General features: G+C 50.2%; 15 protein-coding genes and 1 riboswitch. Of the genes, 2 read left to right on the forward strand and 13 right to left on the reverse strand.

What is annotated here, in order from left to right:
• Positions 1–307: 307 nt before the first annotated feature.
• The 4 genes from A3849_RS24555 to ytfJ all read right to left on the reverse strand — a co-directional run bounded on the left by A3849_RS24555 (position 308) and on the right by ytfJ (position 3,497).
• Positions 308–796, reverse strand: a complete 489-nt coding sequence (locus A3849_RS24555) for a spore maturation protein (protein WP_256700907.1) — start codon at positions 794–796, stop codon at positions 308–310.
• A 52-nt stretch (positions 797–848) separates the two neighbouring features.
• Positions 849–1,502 carry a nucleoside recognition domain-containing protein gene (locus tag A3849_RS24560; protein WP_074113746.1) on the reverse strand — a complete coding sequence of 218 codons (654 nt, stop codon included), beginning with the start codon at positions 1,500–1,502 and terminating at the stop codon, positions 849–851.
• A gap of 33 nt (positions 1,503–1,535) precedes the next feature.
• Positions 1,536–2,750 carry a D-alanyl-D-alanine carboxypeptidase family protein gene (locus A3849_RS24565; protein WP_074113747.1) on the reverse strand — a complete coding sequence of 405 codons (1,215 nt, stop codon included), beginning with the start codon at positions 2,748–2,750 and terminating at the stop codon, positions 1,536–1,538.
• Positions 2,751–2,993: 243 nt separating this feature from the next.
• Entirely contained in the window at positions 2,994–3,497 is a 504-nt protein-coding gene (gene ytfJ, locus A3849_RS24575) for a GerW family sporulation protein (RefSeq protein ID WP_074113749.1), read from the reverse strand.
• A 234-nt stretch (positions 3,498–3,731) separates the two neighbouring features.
• Between ytfJ and A3849_RS24585 the strand changes: the two genes are divergently transcribed.
• On the forward strand, positions 3,732–4,634 hold the full coding sequence (locus A3849_RS24585) for a hypothetical protein (RefSeq protein ID WP_074113751.1): 903 nt from the start codon (positions 3,732–3,734) through the stop codon (positions 4,632–4,634).
• A gap of 72 nt (positions 4,635–4,706) precedes the next feature.
• Here A3849_RS24585 and A3849_RS24590 read toward each other — a convergent pair whose 3' ends face one another.
• The 9 genes from A3849_RS24590 to A3849_RS24630 all read right to left on the reverse strand — a co-directional run bounded on the left by A3849_RS24590 (position 4,707) and on the right by A3849_RS24630 (position 12,998).
• Entirely contained in the window at positions 4,707–5,423 is a 717-nt protein-coding gene (locus tag A3849_RS24590; protein WP_074113752.1) for a DUF2953 domain-containing protein, read from the reverse strand.
• A gap of 171 nt (positions 5,424–5,594) precedes the next feature.
• On the reverse strand, positions 5,595–6,200 hold the full coding sequence (scpB, locus tag A3849_RS24595; protein ID WP_074113753.1) for an SMC-Scp complex subunit ScpB: 606 nt from the start codon (positions 6,198–6,200) through the stop codon (positions 5,595–5,597).
• On the reverse strand, positions 6,169–6,960 hold the full coding sequence (locus A3849_RS24600; RefSeq protein ID WP_074113754.1) for a segregation and condensation protein A: 792 nt from the start codon (positions 6,958–6,960) through the stop codon (positions 6,169–6,171). The genes scpB and A3849_RS24600 overlap by 32 nt, the downstream gene beginning before the upstream one ends.
• Positions 6,961–7,189: 229 nt before the next feature.
• A complete protein-coding gene (gene ribH, locus A3849_RS24605; RefSeq protein WP_074113886.1) occupies positions 7,190–7,660 on the reverse strand; it encodes a 6,7-dimethyl-8-ribityllumazine synthase in 471 nt (156 codons plus the stop codon).
• 38 nt (positions 7,661–7,698) lie between these two features.
• The gene (locus A3849_RS24610) at positions 7,699–8,952 is read right to left on the reverse strand and encodes a bifunctional 3,4-dihydroxy-2-butanone-4-phosphate synthase/GTP cyclohydrolase II (protein ID WP_074113755.1); all 1,254 of its coding nucleotides are present in this window, start codon (positions 8,950–8,952) and stop codon (positions 7,699–7,701) included.
• Positions 8,953–9,016: 64 nt separating this feature from the next.
• Complete coding sequence (locus tag A3849_RS24615) at positions 9,017–9,685, reverse strand: riboflavin synthase (RefSeq protein WP_074113756.1); 669 nt, start codon at positions 9,683–9,685, stop codon at positions 9,017–9,019.
• A gap of 23 nt (positions 9,686–9,708) precedes the next feature.
• Positions 9,709–10,809, reverse strand: a complete 1,101-nt coding sequence (gene ribD, locus A3849_RS24620) for a bifunctional diaminohydroxyphosphoribosylaminopyrimidine deaminase/5-amino-6-(5-phosphoribosylamino)uracil reductase RibD (RefSeq protein ID WP_074113757.1) — start codon at positions 10,807–10,809, stop codon at positions 9,709–9,711.
• Between the two features lie 224 nt (positions 10,810–11,033).
• Positions 11,034–11,204, reverse strand: a riboswitch (FMN riboswitch).
• A 97-nt stretch (positions 11,205–11,301) separates the two neighbouring features.
• A complete protein-coding gene (mscL, locus tag A3849_RS24625) occupies positions 11,302–11,703 on the reverse strand; it encodes a large-conductance mechanosensitive channel protein MscL (RefSeq protein WP_074087570.1) in 402 nt (133 codons plus the stop codon).
• Positions 11,704–11,792: 89 nt separating this feature from the next.
• Positions 11,793–12,998, reverse strand: a complete 1,206-nt coding sequence (locus A3849_RS24630) for a helix-turn-helix domain-containing protein (RefSeq protein ID WP_074113758.1) — start codon at positions 12,996–12,998, stop codon at positions 11,793–11,795.
• A 160-nt stretch (positions 12,999–13,158) separates the two neighbouring features.
• Between A3849_RS24630 and A3849_RS24635 the strand changes: the two genes are divergently transcribed.
• Positions 13,159–14,469: an MFS transporter gene (locus tag A3849_RS24635; RefSeq protein WP_074113759.1), complete on the forward strand. Its 1,311-nt coding sequence runs from the start codon at positions 13,159–13,161 to the stop codon at positions 14,467–14,469.
• Positions 14,470–14,482: the final 13 nt, after the last annotated feature.

Genomic DNA, 14,482 nt, shown 5'->3' on the forward strand with positions numbered 1-14,482 from the left:
AAAATCTTTGAGGGATGCCGTGCGGGTCGGGCAAAAAACGTTGACTAATTGTAACTCCGAGGAATGTTTGGACTTCCGGCCGCTGTTATGTTTGGATTTCCTGATTCTATTCCGCTGATTGCGGTAGAAACCCAAACATAAAGGCGGTCGCTGACGCTCCTACAGTTCCAAACTTCCTCTCCGTTACCTCGTCAACGCGGGTAAACACCTTTACAGAAAACAGCCCTTCACCCGCTCAAGGGGGAGGGTAAAGGGCTTCAAGCGGACTTGCAGGTGCTTGAGGAGCTTGTGGGGCCAGCAGGAAGCATCATCCAAACACCAGCAGACACACTGCAATGGCGGCAATGAAGCCGACAATGTCGGAAAAGAGGCCGACCTTAAGAGCGTAGCGTCCGTTGCGGATGCCTACGGCACCAAAATAGACGGTCAACACATACAGGGTGGTATCGGTGCTCCCCTGGATCGTGGAGGCGATCATCCCGATCAGGGAGTCGGGCCCATGGACACTGATCAGATCTGTGGTATAAGCCAGCGAGCCGGTACCTGTAAGCGGACGCAGCAAGCCGAGCGGTAATACTTCCGGAGGCACCCCTATCCCTTTAAGGGCGGGTGAGATGAAGCTCATGAGAAAGTCCAGTGCACCCGATGCACGAAAAACACTAATCGCGACAAGCATGCCTACAAGATGGGGAATAATTGCAATAGCGGTGCCGAAGCCGTCCTTGGCCCCTTCGACAAAAGACTCATAGACAGGGACCTTTCGCGTAAATGCGTATAGTGGTATAAAGGTAATCATGACCGGAATCGCCCAGGCCGAGATAAGGCTGATTAGCTGAAACAAGGCACGCTCACCCTTTCGCAGAAGAATGCGGCAGCGCAGCATGTACAGGACGCACGGCAGGCGGCGGCCCCGGCGGCTTGCGGAGCAGAGCCAGGCGGCGGCACAGACGGTCTGCCGCAACAGCCGCCAGCGTCGCCACCGCTGTTGCGGCAAGCGTCGTACCGACAATAGCCGACGGATCTGCCGATCCATAGTTCATCCGGATGGCAATCAGCGTCGCCGGGATCAGGGTAATACTGGCCGTGTTCAATGCGAGCAGGGTACACATCGCCGGAGTTGCGGTCTCCTTGTCCGGATTGAGGGTCTGCAGTTCCTGCATCGCCTTGATTCCCATAGGCGTGGCCGCATTCCCTAGACCGAGCAGATTGGCGCTCATGTTGGAAAGGATATAGCCGATGGCAGGATGGCCTTTCGGCACATCAGGAAACAGAAAAGATACAAGCGGGCCCAGCACTCTGGCAATTTTTTTTAGCAGGCCTGCATCTTCGGCAACCCGCATGATCCCCATCCAGAACACCAGGACACTGATTAGGCCAAAACTGACGGTAACCCCATTTTTCGCTCCGTCAAATACAGCGGCCGTGAATGCGTCCATACGGCCGTTCACAGCCGCGAATACAAAACCGATGAGGATCATCCCCAGCCAGATCCCATTAATCATGTGATTCCCTCCCTATTCTCTACTGCCTTCTATTCATTTCCTTGTGTCACCCATTTGAAGAAGCGCCCGAAGTGCGCTTCCGAATGCCTGCAGCCAATGGTTCACCGGATAGGCACCTGCTCCTGCCGATTCGTATTTTTTCTCATAAGCTGATTGCTCCGGCGGCAGCTGCTCCGGCGGATAGACCGGAACTCGGCCTATCTCCTTCCCTCCGAGCTGAAGCACCAGGATTCCTTTGAGGCCAAAGCTTGCGCTGCTGCGCGCCCCTTGCTGATCAGCTGCCTTTGTCGCAGGAAGAAGTACAAGCTTAGTTACAAGCCGAGCCTCCTCACCTTGACCTAGCGGATATGAAAATGTCCGGCCTGTCACGTAACCATAGCCGCGAATTCCTTCACCACGTTCGATAAGTCTCTTGAGGGGATAGTGGTTGAACCCGAAATCCAGCAGAGCCGCATGATCATTCCAGTCATCCCCGTCATTCAGCGTGACGGCGATAAGCTGCTGGCCCCCACGGGTAGCGGAGCTGACGAGGCAGCGGAGCGCTTTTTTGGTATACCCTGTTTTCACTCCGTCTGCCCCCTCATACAAGCGGAGCATTTTATTTTTGTTAAGCCATTTGTAGTCCCATTTCTCATATGGATTGTCAGCCGTCTTCTCCCGGGTTTTGACAATCTTCTTGAATACCGGATTATGCATGGCGTAGGCTGTGAGCACAGCCAGATCATTGGCGCTGGAATAGTGCCCTTCTGCGTCCAGCCCATGCGGATTGGCAAAATGGGTGTTTTGAAGCCCCAGCTCCTCCGCCTTAGCATTCATCAGATAGACAAAGCCCTCTTCCGTTCCTCCAACATGCTCCGCAATAGCCGTTGCCGCATCATTTCCTGAGCGCAGCATCAGCCCGTACAGCATATCCTCCAGGCTCATTTCTTCTCCTTGTTTCAAATACAGGGACGAGCCTTCTTTGGCAAAGGCATTTTTGCCGACCTTGACCTTGGAATGCAAATCACCATTCTCAATAGCCACAAGCGCAGTCATGATCTTGGTCAGACTGGCAATCAGCATAGGCTCGTCCCCACGGCTGCTGTACAGAATTCTGCCGGATTCCACATCAATCAGCGCTGCAGCCCTGGCATGGGTGGAGATGGAGCGATTCTCGGCCTTGACGACAGGCTGTGAAGCTGTAGCCAGCACCAGAGCACATAATATAAGGATCAGCGGCAATTTAAAATTTGGTGTATTCATGTTCATCCTCCGGCTTCTTATCAGTTCGCTTGTGTTGTACAAGTGTATGCGGGTCCACGGACAGGTATGTCCTTCTTTATCACAAGTTGAAAAGGACACCTTCCTTAGTAAGGACGGTATCCTTTTCAGTGAGAAAGAGGTTTATAGCGTGAAACTTAAGGGGATACTTATCTTTTCACAAAAAGGGACACCGCCGTTTAAGCGGTATCCCCCACGAATGCTATTCCGTTTTGAAACGAACCTATACAGTTAGTGCGTAGATGAATCTGAAGTGACCGTCTCGTGCTTAATCGCTTCTTTTTTGACCAAAGGGGTTGGTACCACTTCTGCACCTACAGGAGTAGCATTTTGCGAGCCATTCTGGAACATGGTTTGAATTTTGTCAATAAGCCCGGGGGTAGCGTCGATAATTTTCTCAAACAAATGAGTTTGATTATCCAGTGGCACAATGTGCACACCTTCCTTACCCACTACGAGAAAAGCGATCGGACGAATGGATACCCCGCCGCCGCTACCGCCGCCGAACGGAAGCATTTTAACGCCGGACCCTGTGCCGTTAACACTCGGTGCATCATCTTCCACACGGAAATCACTGCCGCCTGCGGCAAAGCCGAAGGCTACTTTACTGATAGGCAGGATCACGCTACCATCAGGGGTTTCTACCGGATCGCCAACAATCGTATTGACATCCACCATACCTTTAATATTTTCCATAGCGGTCTGCATGAGACCTTGAATCGGGTGATCTGACATCTAAGTACTCCTCCTCTGCGGTCTGAAAAGATAAGGGAAATGCCTACTCTTGTTACAGTTTGCTCATATATCGCGCATGATATGTACAATGGGTGATAATAAAAATACAGCGGTTATAATCAAGCTTTTGGTGATCTTCCCAGATCTAGCCTTCGCCAATTCGCCTCACATAAAAACCGCAGGGGAGGCCAAAATGATGCCTAAGCAGAAAAATCTGTATGTGGAGGCTGAGATATGATTTTTGCAAAGATCTGGCAGGCGGATATGGAGGGCAGCGGCGTGATCCCTTTGGTCAAGGGCTTAAGCGACGGGCAAAAGGATATACACAAAGGATATGTGGTCGTAGATATGAATCCCCAGCCCGGGAAGTATGCTGGAGCGGGAGACGACAGGAATGAAATCACGGTCTTCAAGGAGGTCGTCATTCCGGATGGCAAGCGTCTGTCCTACGATTTGTTCATGCAACTTCATAACTATTATGATCAGAGCTTCAACCAAAGTGATCCTGCCTCACCTAAAAATATTGGGGAAATCAATGAGTTTCTGGAGTATGCTGCCGTTACGGCACCTATGCGCCTCGCCCGCAAGTATGCTGAGGATTACCATCATATCCGGGCAGGCTGTTCCAAGGAAGAATGGATAGATACGCTCCGCTCGATCTGGTTCAGAACAAGTAAAGGGGACAGCCCCTCCTATTTTGAGCAAGTATTTATCGGAGAACCGGATGGTAAACGCCAAACATTGAGTGAACATCATTTTTGGTACCATTTTTGCGTCAATACCGGTCCTGATGTGTCCACACGGAATGAGAACTCTAATGTCGTTATTAAGCATATTGATGTTGGCCGGACCGAAAAAAGTAATCTGGCAGAAGTGATTACGTTAACCTTTACTTTTGAAGAAATGATGAGTAACGGCAGCAAAAAGAAACAGGTCAGGGATCTAGGCGGATTTTTTGTAGGTACCAGCGCAGAAGGCCTGATGGCTCTGGGGACAGTAGCCTATCTGGATGGCCGTGCACAAATCCCCATGGAGCTTAACGGAGAAGCTTTTGAATTAATGATGTACAGAACGGAAGATACTGCTAAAAAACCGCAGAGCTTCTCCCCCAGGTTCAAAACCCCTGTGCATGTATAAGTCGCTTAAGACAATAAAAAAGGCAGGACGCGGTATATACTGCGTCTCTGTCTTTTTTAGCTTTCACTATTCTCATGCTTCCTCACTGGGGCTTGGAGGCTTGCGGCTTAACAGCTCCTTCCAGCGCCGGAGTCCGCCTTCCACTTTAGAAATTCGCCGCAGGAGCACAAACCCTGCAAATAAAGTGTACCCCATAGAAAGCTTCCCTACGATTACTGCTTCCGTGGAGAAGCACAACTCATCCCGGAATACCGGCGCAACAAACAGCTTCGGGGCTTTTTTCAGCCGGACCATACTGGAGAACCGACCTGCAAGTGTCCACTTCATCCCCCAGAGTGCTCCCACTGCCGTTGCAGTACCTGCCGCATCACCCAGTGAGAAATCTGTAGACCAGTCAAACTTTGTGATCTGGAGATGGGACAGCGTACTTGCCAGCCATTTTTTCAGACCATGCGTCGCCTTCAGTGCTTTGCGGACATTCCGCAGCCATACGGAAACCAGTTCCTTGTCGATTTGCTCATCTTCATCTTTGTCTGTGCGGACCGGTGCGATACCGCTCTCTTCCAGCTTCACTTTGATACCCTTTTCCATTCCCTGAAACACTAGCGCAGGCAATTCATAGTGAAATTTGACCAAGCCAAAGACGGCTTTGATATCCAATTCTATCCGGTCATCTGTCCCCATCCTGCACAGCCGGAAATGAAAATGTATGTATGAAGCCAGAAGCACAAGCAGCAGTACAATCACAAGCAGCAACAGTGTCAGGGGTATTGCCAGCCATAACGTCACTAGAGTAACCTCCATGCAATCCTTAAATAGGAGCTTGTGGTTTAGTATGGCTTATCACCTGGAAAACATTCTGTATTTACACAAAAAACCCCATCACCTCCATTATGCTGCCATCCTGCATCATAATAGGGGGGTACGGGGTTATGCTAATTCATATATAAGTACGTTGTTTTATGCCTGTTCTGTATCCTCAAAATTCATCTGGCTATCCAGCTTGCTGAACAAGAGCTGTGTCTCCTCTTCCAGATCATCAGAGGAACCATCGAAACTTGAAGGCTCCGGCAGCTCCTTCAGATCCGCCAGCCCAAAGCTTTCGAGGAACGATTTGGTTGTTCCGTAGAGGATGGGACGTCCTACTGCTTCTGCACGCCCCACCTCATGGATCAAATCCTTGTTGTTCAGCGTATGAATGGCCCGCTCCGACTTCACACCACGGATCTCTTCAATCTCTATCCGGGTAATCGGCTGGCGGTAGGCGACGATAGCCAGCGTCTCAAGCGCTGCCTGAGACAACGAAGAACGTGAGGGCGAATAGGCGAGCCGTTCAAAATACGGCGCATGGTCCGGCAGGGTTGCCAGCCGGTAGTTTCCGGCAATCTGAACCACCTGCAGACCACGTTCCTGTGAGACATAATCCTCTTTCAGTTCCTCCAGCGCTTTGCCGGCAATATCCGGGCGCTGCTCGGTGATCTCAGCAATCTGACGGACGGACAGACCCTCATCGCCGGACAAGAACAGCAGGCCTTCAATAATCGATTTCAGCGTTTTGTATTCCACTTAGTGCTTCTCCTCCTCTCCACTCCATGATGATGTCATCAAATAATTTCTCCTGATAGCAGAATATCGCCTTCATCTTCATCAGCTCCAGGATCGCGAGAAAGGTTACCACGATTTCATGCCTTGCCATTTCATCATCCAAAAGAGCAGAAAAACGCATTCTGCCGCCTGTTCCTTTGCGCTGAAGAGCTTCCGACACATCCCGTATTCTGTCCTTTACCGAAATTTCATCCCGGGTGATACGCTGATAAGAGGATCTTCTGGCGGCCTTGCTAAGCGCTTTACGAAATGCGGCGATCAGATCGGCGGTATGCAGTCCCTTGATCGTATTGTCGATTTGGGCCGGCACAAAAGGACCCAGATCCTCCGGCTCCTTGGTGAAAATCAGGCTTCGTTCACTCTCCATATCCAGCAGCTGCACGGCGATGCTCTTGAACTTGCGGTATTCGATCAGCCGCTGAACCAGCTCTGCCCGCGGGTCATAGCCGTCATCCTCGTAGTAATCGAAATCCTCGATTTCGATTACCGGCGGCTTCGGCAGCAGCAATTTGCTCTTGATCGACAAGAGTGTTGCAGCCATTACTAAGAATTCGCTGGTAATATCCAGTTCAAGTTCCTGCATGCTCCGCAGGTATTCCATGTACTGCTCGGTGATCTCGCTGACCGGAATGTCCTGGATGTCGATTTCCGCCTTGTCAATTAAATGTAAGAGCAGATCGAGCGGACCTTCGAACGTCTCCAGCTTATACAGTACAGTCACGCGGTTTCCTCCCGCCAAAAAAAAGTAAAGTGCAGCGCCGCCCGGGCGCTACACAAGTAGAAAGTTCTTATAGTTCATGCTTTCTTCTTATACATATAAATAAGCACGATTTCAGCCGATTCGTCAAGAGGCTCCCTCACTTAAGTAGAAACGGCTTCACCGTCCTTATAGGGATTGTGCCTTTTCAGCGGGAAATAGAGGGATAGTTTATTGCACCGAGCAAATAAATTTATATTTTAAAGAGTTTGTTCAGGTTCGCCATTTCAATAGCAGCCGTCGCAGCATCCCAGCCTTTGTTGCCGGCTTTGGTTCCAGAGCGCTCAATGGCCTGCTCGATATTCTCGGTTGTAACCACGCCGAAAATCGTCGGGATACCGGTCTTGAGATTGATTGCCGCTACACCCTTAGCAACCTCGTTGCACACATAATCATAATGTGTCGTAGATCCGCGGATGACGGTACCAAGTGTAATCACCGCATCATATTTGCCGCTTTCGGCCATTTTTTGGGCAATCAAAGGAATTTCAAACACTCCCGGAACCCAGGCTACATCCACTTCATCATCAGCTACACCGTGACGCTTGAAAGCATCTAGTGCGCCGGATAGCAGCTTGCTTGTAATGAATTCGTTAAAACGTCCAACAACTACCCCATATTTCAATCCCTCAGATACTAAATGTCCTTCTAAATAATTCGGCATTGTATTCATCTACCCTTCATTAGTAAGTGTTATGGATGTTACAGCTTGGAATCCTCATTTTGCTCAATGTTGTCAAAAGTCAGCAGGTGGCCGAGCTTGGCCTGCTTGGTATGAAGATAATTCGTGTTGTCCTTATTCTCCGGCATTTGAATCGGCACACGTTCCACAACCTCAAGACCGTAACCTTCCAGTCCCTTGATCTTACGCGGATTATTGGTAAGCAGCCTGATCTGGCTCACTCCCAGATCCTTCAGAATCTGTGCTCCAATTCCGTAATCACGCAGATCGGCAGGAAAGCCCAGCTTGAGGTTGGCGTCTACAGTGTCCAGACCCTCCTCTTGAAGCTTGTAGGCGCGGAGCTTGTTGATCAGACCAATACCCCGGCCCTCCTGGCGCATGTAGAGCAGAACACCACGGCCTGCCGCTTCTATCTGAGTCAGCGCTGCTTCGAACTGCGGACCACAGTCGCAGCGGTGGGAGTGGAATACATCGCCGGTTAAGCATTCGGAGTGTACACGTACCAGCACCGGCTCCTCACCGGAAATATCCCCTTTGACCAAAGCAACATGCTCTTTGTCATCGACTTCATTCGTGTAGGCGATCGTCTGAAATACGCCAAAGTCGGTCGGCAGATTTACCGACACCTCACGGTTGACCAGGTGCTCCTTCTCATTGCGGTAATGAATAAGGTCCTTGATGCTGATCAGCTTGAGATCATGCTTGCGCGCAATCTCCACCAGATCCGGCAGGCGGGCCATCGTCCCGTCTTCCTTAACGACTTCACAGATCACGCTCACCGGATAAGCACCGCACATGCGCGCCAGGTCCACAGCAGCTTCCGTATGGCCGGACCGCCGCAGGACACCACCCTTCTTCGCAATCAGCGGGAACATATGGCCCGGTCTGCGAAAATCGGAAGGCTTCGCATCCGGGTCCATCAAGGCCTGAATGGTCTTTGATCTTTCTGCGGCAGAGATACCTGTCGTCGTATCCTTATGATCGACGGAGACGGTAAAGGCGGTGCCATGGTTGTCGGTGTTATTCGCCACCATTGGCTGGAGATCCAGCTCCTCCGCCCGTTCTGCCGTAATCGGCACGCAAACCAATCCGCGTCCTTCGGTAATCATGAAGTTGATCACTTCCGGCGTGGAGCGTTCGGCTAGCGCGATGAAGTCCCCTTCATTCTCACGGTCTTCATCATCCACCACGATGATGACCTTGCCGCGCATCAGATCATAAATCGCATCCTCAATCGGGTCCAGAACACTGTCGTTCTTTGCTTGCTGGCTCATCTTTCTGTCCTCCTGACAGCTTTACGTTAACCCTTTGCGGGTTCGTCGTAAGCCTGATCATAGTTTATACAAACCCGTTCGCCGCAAGAAAATCGTGGCTGATCCGGGAGCTGTTCTCTTCTTCCGTATTCCCTGAACGTGAACCATAATTCAGCAGGTGGTCCACATATTTGCCGAGCACATCGCATTCAATATTAACCCGGTCCCCGTTTCGCTTATGAGCCAGGACCGTTTCACCGAGCGTATGGGGAATGATTGAAACTGTAAACATAGAGGCCGAAGTGTCCACCACGGTCAAGCTGATGCCATCGATTGTAATGGAACCTTTGGGAATGATGAACTTGAATAACGATTTACGCTCTGGCGCTATTTCGAAAACCACCGCATTCTGATCCCGCTTGACCGAACGAATCTCACCGGTTCCATCCACATGTCCTTGAACAATATGTCCTCCGAATCGGCCACCAGCAGCCATAGCACGCTCCAGGTTCATCTTGCTTCCGCTCCGCAGCTCCTTGAGTGTGCTGTTGCGGTAAGTCTGGGGCATAACATCTACGGTAAAAGAATGATCTCCGAGCGAGGTCGCCGTCAGGCAAACACCATTGACGGAAACACTGTCGCCGATCTTCAAATCATCCATAATGAGGGAAGCTCCGATGTTCAGTACCATCATTTCGCCGCCACTGGTAACCCCGCGCAGGACACCGACCTCCTCAATCAAGCCTGTGAACATGTGATCCCCTCCTGAAATTTGCTTTAACGGATAGGCGTTCCGCTGATACACACATTATCCCCGAGCACCTCGACTTCCAATCCTTCAAGTGTGATCGCGCTCTTCATCAGTTCTACACCGGGAAAGTCGAAGGTTCCAGGGGCAGCTACACCTCCACCAACAATCTTCGGAGCGAAGAATAGAATCACGCGGTCCACCAGCCCATTCTCCAGCATAGCGCCATTCAGCGTTCCGCCACCCTCCAGCAGGATCGAACCTATCTCTAGTTCACCTAACGCACACATCGCCGCCTTCAGATCCACACGCGGTCCGGTGCCGCTGACAACGATCTGCACACCAGCGTCCAGCAATGCCGCCCGCTTTACCGGATCAGCCGATTCTGTAGTAACGACAATAGTTGGTGCCCCGCCATCTCTTACGACAGCGGAATCAAGCGGAATCCTCAGCATAGAGTCAATCACGATGCGGACCGGATTCAGTCCTGGTACATCCATTCGGGTCGTTAAGGAAGGGTTATCGGCAATCACCGTGTTCACACCGACCATGATACCCTGATGACGGTGCCGCAGCGTATGTACGATCTCCCGTGCCTGTCCATTGGATATCCATTTGCTGTCCCCTGTCCGGGTCGCCAGCTTCCCGTCAAGCGTGCTGGCGCTTTTCAGGGTAACGAAAGGCTGCTTCGTCAAAATATACTTGATGAATTTCTCATTCAGACGTTGTGCACGGCTGCTAAGCAGACCCACTTCCACCTCAATCCCCTGCCCGCGAAGCATAGCAATGCCTCGTCCTGCAACCTGAGGGTTAGGATCCTCACAAGCCACAACCACACGGGCTACGCCTTCATCAATCAGCCTTTGGCTGCAAGGCGGAGTCTTGCCGTAGTGGCTGCAGGGCTCAAGGGTTACATAGGCTGTACTGCCTTGCGCCTTCCCTGCTGCCATATTCAGCGCATGTACTTCAGCGTGGCCTGTTCCGCGTTGAAGATGGGTACCCAGACCGATCATGGCACCGTCTTTCACAACAACACAGCCGACGACCGGATTAATCCCCGTCTGCCCTTGCGCTCTTTCCGCCATATCCAGGGCCAGTGACATATAAAATTCATCGTTCATTGTATCCATGTCATGCCTCCGATCCCAGCTGTATCTTTCCTGATTCTGATCAAAACAGAAAACCCGCCTCAATCTCCAGGTGGAGTTCAAGACGGGTTATACGAGAGTTTACTGGCAGTACTAAATAAAACTGTGCGTTTCACAGTCAGAATATCCAAATGTGAAAGTTCGCACATAATATTAGGTAACACTGCAGCACGCCTGTCTATAGATAAGCACAGCACGTCAGTCAATCTCTCCTTCTTCCATCCAGACTATACTGTCGGTCCCGGAATTGCACCGGGTCCACCGTCCGTATAAAACATACGAAGCGGGTAGCGGACTTAGCAGCGCCATTGGCATTTACGGCCAACCGCAGAAGCATCACCGCCGGTAGGGAATTACACCCTGCCCTGAAGGATTGATCATATTTAATTAGTTTTAAGTTTTGCCTACAACAAAATTATCACTTTGAATCATGAAATGCAAGTGCGTTTATGAAATTAACTTTATTTATGTAACTTAATTATCTTTTTGAATCCGAGTATCTGCACGCAATAAATCACGGATCTCGATCAGCAATGCTGCTTCAGGAGAGGGTGCTGGCGGCTCGACGACCTCCACTTTTACCGTCTCCTTGCGCTTAAAGCGGTTAGCCAGCTTCACCACCATGAAGATTGAGAAGGCAATAATAAAGAAATCAACCACTGACTGCAGGAACACCCCATAGCTCACTACCGCTTTTCCATGAGTAAAATGTAGACCGCTTAAATTAATGCCCCCGGTGATTATCCCTATCAGCGGCATAATAATATCAGCAACCAGCGAGGATACAATTTTCCCAAACGCTGCACCAATCACCACAGCTACTGCCAGATCGAGCACGTTCCCCTTCAGGGCAAACTTTTTAAATTCCGACCACATTTGAATTCCTCCAATGTTTTAAATTTGAAGCTATTATATCATCTCTAAAACCTTTTTAAGAAAGTATTTAGCTTATCTTGTGCAGAAACCTAAGGATGAAGCTCCCGGTAAGTGTTCTCAATGAGTCGGCTGTAAACAGAAGGCGGATACTGCTGTACCCGTTCGTAAGCAATCTGTGACTGCTGGCGCGCTTCCTCCATCTTCCCCTGTCTGGCGTAGATCTTGGCTTTGTAAGCATAGGAAGTAAAAACACCAGCGCGGTCCAGCGGATGGTAGGCATCATCAGGCAGTGTAACCTTTGACAGAGAAGCCAACGCTTCTTCATCCCGGCCTAGATAATACAGGGCAATACCCATTTGAAGGCAACGGCTGGATTCATACCTGCTCCCTTCAGCTTGATGCTGCTGTCCAAGCACTAAGGCTTCTTCATAATGCTGCTCCACATTAGCCAATCTAATTTCAGCCAGATGGACAAGCTGGATAGACTGCTCATCTTCTGTAAACCGTGCAAACAGCCTAGCCTTGTCCAGATGCAGTTTAGCCTCTTCCAGATTCCCGGACATCAGAGCAAGATTCGACAGCATACGGTACAGATGGTCCGCTAAATAATACACACCTTCCTCCCGAGACAATGCAATTGCTGCTAGTGCGGCAGCCCGGCTTCCTTCGTAATCTCCCAGTGCTGATAAGGTAACACTATGTGCATAATGAAGGTCTATTTCGAATAAAAAATCGTTGCCGACCTTTTTGCTCATATATTCCTCCCTAACTCTGAGAATCAGTTCGAGGCTCTCTGCATACCGGCTCTGCGTGAACAACAGGGCGTAAGCTAAATACTGAACTTTAGCACTTTCCACATATAAATTAAACCGTTCGTAGATCTCTACAGCCCGCCGGATTGCCTCTTCACCGCCTTCTGTTCCGGTATAATAGCAGGCATTCACATAAAACCCCATAAGCCGTGCGGCATCCACGGTCATAGGAAGCTTCCCGTCCATCAGAGGCTTAACAGCAGAAACAATCGAATGATATTCTTTTTGTTTGAGCCGGGCTTCAATGTCGCGAACCAGACGGGCCAGGTCAACGCTCTGCTCCTCTTCCAGAAAGTAACCCGCATCCACCCCAAGCCGCGCTGCTAAAATTTGCAGACTTCGCATGGAGGGCAGTGCACGGCCGTTTTCAATTTGACTGAGCATGCTTTTGGTCAGATCATCTCCAGCCAGTTCGCTCTGAGTGAGGCGTTTGGTTGTGCGCAAGTGCTTAATTTTATCTCCAATCGTCTGTTTGCTTGTCATGTGCCTTGCCATCCTTCTATCCGTCTATTTTCTTCAGTATAGCGTAACAGATCGTTGAGAAAAAGTTGTGTTAAATTAAATTAAACTTTATATTGCATTTTCCTTTTTCCGCGAATACAATAAGTTTAATTATATTTAACTTTTTGAAGGAGTGTTTCTCATGATTGTAAATAACGCCATTCCCAAGGTTCCCAGCAGCCGAAACATGTTCCTCTTCTTCACCGGCAAATTGGCCTCTGTCCTTGGGTCCGGGATGTACACTTTTGTAGTGGGATTATACATTCTAAATCTCACTGGCTCCGGTGGCAGCTTTGCTGTAACGATGGTATGCGGGCTGCTGCCCCGGATTCTGCTTGCTCCTTTCGCCGGAGTGTTGGCCGACCGGATAAACCGCCGCAAGCTGCTGATTAGCTCAGACCTTGGTGCTGTCCTGACCCTGCTGCTCACCTATCTAACGGTATCTCTGGCAGGCATCTCCTTATTCGCTATCTATGCATCTTTGATTCTGCTGTCCATATGCTCTACCTTCTATGGAATCTCCGTATCCTCATCTCTGCTGCAGCTTGTAGATCACAACCATATCCAGCGCGCCGGCTCGCTTAATCAAATCGCGGGTTCCCTCGGCAACCTGCTCGCTCCAGTATTAGGCGGCATGCTCTATACCATGATCCCTCTCAAGCTGTTCATGCTGCTGAATGCCCTTGGTTTCACCGTTTCCACTCTCATGAGCTGCGGACTGCGGTTCAAACAGCCTCATCCGATTCCAACAGGCCCGTTCTCGGGGATGTCATCCAACGTTCTGGCAGAGGTACGGGGCAGTCTTGCCGGAGGCATCTCGTATGTTCTGAATAAGCCTGTCATCCGTGCGGTAATAATCATTGTTTTCTGGGTTAATTTTTTCGTAGTCTCGCTCAATGTGGTGTTACCCTTTGTTACCGTGCGGACCCTTTCCCTCTCTTCCGGTCAATACGGCATAATCAATGCCATGCTGGCGGCAGGCATGCTGGTTATGTCCCTGCTATTGACTGTCCGCCGTCAAAACAGCAATCCCTCACGCTCCCTGATCCATGGCTTGTCTATGCTTGGCCTTCTGCTTCTAGCGATGGCGCTTCCGCTAATATTGCCCTTCAACATCACCTCTGCTTACATTTTTCTTCTTGTCCTGATGTTTCTTGTCGGTATCACTGTAATGAATATCAATATTCCGGTTCAGGTCTACTTGCAGCAGACAGTGGAAGAGGAATATCGCGGCAGAGTATTTGCTGTTGTGGAGACTGCCTCAGGAGCAATTGCACCGGTAGGGATGCTTCTCTTTGGGGTACTCCTGGACCTCATTCCGGCCGCTTTCCTACTGATGGCTTCCGGAATTTCGATTTTACTTGTCACACTACTGGGACGGAAAGGACTTCTTACCAGCCATGAGCAGGAGGCCGTGCAGAACAGGGAAGGCGGAGCACGGATTCATACATGAGGGGGTTTACAGA

Source organism: Paenibacillus sp. P46E (genome assembly GCF_001909095.1).
Lineage (GTDB): Bacteria > Bacillota > Bacilli > Paenibacillales > Paenibacillaceae > Paenibacillus_AQ > Paenibacillus_AQ helianthi.

Excerpts from the sequence above, each read along its gene's own strand:
- A3849_RS24555 (WP_256700907.1), bottom strand. The coding sequence starts at position 796 with ATGATTACCTTTATACCACTATACGCATTTACGCGAAAGGTCCCTGTC.
- A3849_RS24560 (WP_074113746.1), bottom strand. The coding sequence starts at position 1,502 with ATGATTAATGGGATCTGGCTGGGGATGATCCTCATCGGTTTTGTATTC.
- A3849_RS24565 (WP_074113747.1), bottom strand. The coding sequence starts at position 2,750 with ATGAACATGAATACACCAAATTTTAAATTGCCGCTGATCCTTATATTA.
- ytfJ (WP_074113749.1), bottom strand. The coding sequence starts at position 3,497 with ATGTCAGATCACCCGATTCAAGGTCTCATGCAGACCGCTATGGAAAAT.
- A3849_RS24585 (WP_074113751.1), top strand. The coding sequence starts at position 3,732 with ATGATTTTTGCAAAGATCTGGCAGGCGGATATGGAGGGCAGCGGCGTG.
- ribH (WP_074113886.1), bottom strand. The coding sequence starts at position 7,660 with ATGCCGAATTATTTAGAAGGACATTTAGTATCTGAGGGATTGAAATAT.
- A3849_RS24610 (WP_074113755.1), bottom strand. The coding sequence starts at position 8,952 with ATGAGCCAGCAAGCAAAGAACGACAGTGTTCTGGACCCGATTGAGGAT.
- A3849_RS24615 (WP_074113756.1), bottom strand. The coding sequence starts at position 9,685 with ATGTTCACAGGCTTGATTGAGGAGGTCGGTGTCCTGCGCGGGGTTACC.
- ribD (WP_074113757.1), bottom strand. The coding sequence starts at position 10,809 with ATGGATACAATGAACGATGAATTTTATATGTCACTGGCCCTGGATATG.
- mscL (WP_074087570.1), bottom strand. The coding sequence starts at position 11,703 with ATGTGGTCGGAATTTAAAAAGTTTGCCCTGAAGGGGAACGTGCTCGAT.
- A3849_RS24630 (WP_074113758.1), bottom strand. The coding sequence starts at position 12,998 with ATGACAAGCAAACAGACGATTGGAGATAAAATTAAGCACTTGCGCACA.
- A3849_RS24635 (WP_074113759.1), top strand. The coding sequence starts at position 13,159 with ATGATTGTAAATAACGCCATTCCCAAGGTTCCCAGCAGCCGAAACATG.